Source organism: Longimicrobium sp., assembly GCF_036280135.1.
In the GTDB taxonomy this organism is placed as follows: domain Bacteria; phylum Gemmatimonadota; class Gemmatimonadetes; order Longimicrobiales; family Longimicrobiaceae; genus Longimicrobium.
The window spans coordinates 1-3,716 of record NZ_DASURI010000713.1 but is presented as its reverse complement, the minus strand read 5'-3'; the positions used below and the strand labels follow the sequence as shown (position 1 = coordinate 3,716).

The following is a 3,716-nucleotide window of genomic DNA, read 5'->3' as shown; positions in this document are numbered from 1 at the left end:
GGTCCCGTCCCCGCCGGGGTGCCGGGCGAGCTGCTGCTGGGCGGCGCCGGCGTGGCCCGCGGCTACCTGGGGCGCCCGGGGCTCACGGCGGAGCGCTTTGTCCCCGACCCGTTCGCGGACGCGCCCGGCGCGCGCCTGTACCGCACGGGCGACCGGGCCCGCTGGCGGGGCGACGGCGCGCTGGAGTTCCTGGGCCGCGCCGACACGCAGGTCAAGGTGCACGGCTACCGCATCGAGCCGGGCGAGGTAGAGGCCGCGCTGCTCCGGGATCCCCGCGTGCGCGAGGCCGTGGTGGTGGCCCGCGAGCGCGTGCCGGGCGACACGCGCCTGGTGGCGTACGTCGTCCCGCGCGGGGACGGGGCGCTGTCGCCGGCCGGGGCGCGCGCGGGGCTCCGCGAGCGCATCCCCGACTACATGGTGCCCGCCGCCTTCGTGCTGGTGGACGCCCTTCCGCTCACCCCCAACGGCAAGGTGGACCGCCGCGCGCTTCCCGCGCCGGCGTGGGAGGACGCGGCCGCGCACGTGGCGCCGCGCACGGCCGTGGAGGAGATGGTGGCGGGCATCTGGGCCGACGTGCTGCGGCGCGACCGGGTGGGCGTGCTGGACGACTTCTTTGCCCTGGGCGGGCACTCGCTGCTCGCCACGCAGGTGCTCTCGCGGCTGCGCGAGGCCCTGGGGGTGGAGGTGCCGCTCCGCGTCCTGTTCGAGGCGCCCACCGTGGAGGCGCTGGCCCGCGCGGCCGAGGACCAGCTGATCCTGGCGCTGGACCCCGCCGTCCTGGCCGGGCACCTGGCGCGGCTGGACTCCGCGCGGGAGGCCGTGCCGGCCGCCGTCGCGGGCGCGGACGAGCAGGGCGATGCGGACGCGGAGTCCTGATGCCGGATCCGGGTACCCCTGATTGCTGCGCGCGGGATGGCTCCACGAAAGGATTTCACACGGGGCCTTCGGCCAACGGGGGGAACGGTACCGGATCGAAAGAACCGTTGACTCCGTTGGCCGCAGGCCCCGTGTGGGAATGCCGTTTCTTTCCCCGGATCCGGAGAATCGGCCCCGTCTCCTCCCTCCGGCCGCGGGTGGATCAGGGCGGTCGTTCGGTCGCGATCCATGATCGGGCGGGGGGATGCGATGATCCTTGTCGATCCGCTTTCCCGCGACTACCATGCATATTATCCGACATTATTAGATACGGGTCGTCGGATTCGGCGTGCGCGGGGGATCGCGGCGCGGGCGGATGCGTCCCACGGGCGGGAAGGATGGGTATCCTCCGGTTCTCCCGTTCCGTCTCCACGCCCATCGCCCCGCTGCCGGTGCCGTGGCACGCATCCCCGATCGCGCCTTCCCGGTTCCGGCCCGGCGACCTGTATCGCTCGCTTGGGGCCTCGGTGATGGACGGTTGTCGCGTCGCCGGAGCGCACCGGGGCCGCGGCGGATGGGGGACGAACGCGTCCGCCCGCCTCCCTCCGCCACGGGCGGACGGCCCCGCCTGTACCGCCCGGAGCAATCCGCGGCCACGACGCACGGTCCCGCCCCCGCGGCGGAGACAGACCCCGCACCCGGAGCTCCGCGCATGACCCAGCCGTCCACGCCCGACGCCGCGGGCCCCGCCGACCAGCTTTCCTTTTCCAGCCGGCAGGAGCTGCTGCTGGCCATCCTGCGCGAGCGGGCCAACCCCGCGGCCCACCGCATCCCCCGCCGCGACCCCGCCGTGCCGGCGCCGCTCTCGTTCGCCCAGCAGGGGCTGTGGCTGGTGCACCGGATGGAGCCGGAGAGCGCCGCGTACAACGTTCCCTACGCGCTGCGGGTGCGGGGCGGGCTGGACGTGGCGGCCCTGCGCCGCGGCCTGGACGCGCTGGTGGCCCGCCACGAGTCGCTGCGCACCACCGTGGGGGAGCACGAGGGCGAGCCCGTGCAGGTGATCGGCCCCCCCCGGGCCGTGCCGCTCCCCGTGGCGGACCTGCGCGCGGCGCCCGACGCCGAGACGCTGGCGCACCGCCTGGCCGCCGCCGAGGCCGCGCGCCCGTTCGACCTGGCGCGGGGTCCGCTGCTGCGCGCCCTCCTGCTGCGGTTGGACGAGCACGACCACGTGCTGTGCGTGACCCTGCACCACGTGGTGAGCGACGGGTGGAGCATGGGGGTGATGGTGCGCGAGGTCTCGGCGCTGTACGCGGCCTTTGCCCGGGGCGCCCCGCCGGCGCTCCCCCCGCTGCCCCTGCAGTACGCCGACTACGCCGCGTGGCAGCGGGGCTGGATGCGCGGCGAGGTGCTGGAGCGCGAGCTGGCGTACTGGCGCGACCGGCTGGCGGGGGCGCCCCCGCTGCTGGAGGTCCCCACCGACCGCCCCCGGGCCGGCGCCGCCGGCGCGCGCGGCGAGCGCCACCGCTTCGTGCTGCCGGCCGGGCTGGCCCACGGGCTGCGGGCCCTGGCCCGGCGGCGGGGCGCCACCCTGTTCATGACCCTGCTGGCGGGGTGGCAGGTGCTGCTGGGCCGCTACGCGGGGCAGGGGGACGTGGTGGTGGGCACCCCCGTGGCGGGGCGCTCGCGGCCGGAGCTGGAAGGGCTCATCGGCTTCTTCATCAACATGCTTCCCCTGCGGCTGGAGATGGAGGACGACCCCACCGCGGACGCGCTGCTGGACCGGGTGCGCCAGTCGTCGCTGGCGGCGTTCGCCCACCAGGAGCTCCCCTTCGAGCGGCTGGTGGAGGCGCTGGGCACGGTGCGCAGCCAGGCCCACGCCCCCGTCTTCCAGGTCATCTTCTCCCTGGCGCACGCCCAGGACGACGGCGGCCTGCGGCTGGGGGACCTGGCGCTCACGCCCGTTGGCCACGGCGACCCGGAGGCCCGTTTTGACCTGTCGCTGAACCTGTACGAGGGGAGCGACACCCTGCCCGGCGTGCTGGAGTACCGCGCGGCGCTCTTCGACGCCCCCACCATCGAGCGGATGGCGGACCACCTGCGCACCCTGCTGCAGGGGATGGTGGACGACCCGGGGCGCCGCGTCTCCCGCCTGCCCCTGCTGGCCGCCGCCGAGCGCGAGCACCTGCTGCGGGCGTGGAACGGCGCCGAGGCGGGCTACCGGGGCGACCTGTGCCTGCACGAGCTCGTCCATCGCCAGGTGCTGCGCACGCCGGGCGCCCCGGCGCTCCTGTACGAGGACGTCACGCTGACGTACGACGCGCTCTTTCGCCGCGCCTGCCGCCTGGCGCACCGCCTGCGCCGCGCGGGGGTGGGGCCCGAGGTGCGCGTGGCCATCTGCATGGAGCCCGCGCCGGAGATGGTGGTGGCCGTGCTGGGGGTGATGCTGGCCGGCGGCGCCTACCTGCCCCTGGACCCCGAGCTGCCCCGCGAGCGGCGCGACCTGCTGCTGCGCACGGCCGCCCCCGTCCTCGTCCTTACCCAGCCCGCCCTGGCGGAGCGGCTGGCGGACTGTCCCGTGCCGCGGCTGCCCGTGGACGGCGCGGGGGGCGGGGCGGGGGATGGGGCGGGGGATGGGGCGGACGCGCAGGATGGAGCGGATGGGGAGGACGACGGCGTCCCGGCCAGCGGGGTGCACCCCCGCAACCTGGCGTACGTCATCTTCACCTCCGGCTCCACGGGGCAGCCCAAGGGCGTGCTGATGGAGCACTACGGGATGGGGAACACGGTGCGGGAGCTGGCGCGGGTGTACGGCTCCGGCCCCGGCGACCGCAACCTGCTCTTTGCGCCCCTGCACTTCGACG

Annotated in this window: 2 protein-coding genes; both read left to right on the top strand. The window is 76.0% G+C overall.

What is annotated here, in order from left to right:
- A partial coding sequence (locus tag VFZ20_RS22995; RefSeq protein WP_329686298.1) for a phosphopantetheine-binding protein occupies window positions 1–876 on the top strand: 876 nt, incomplete at its 5' end.
- A gap of 691 nt (window positions 877–1,567) precedes the next feature.
- A partial coding sequence (locus VFZ20_RS22990) for a condensation domain-containing protein (protein WP_329686297.1) occupies window positions 1,568–3,716 on the top strand: 2,149 nt, incomplete at its 3' end.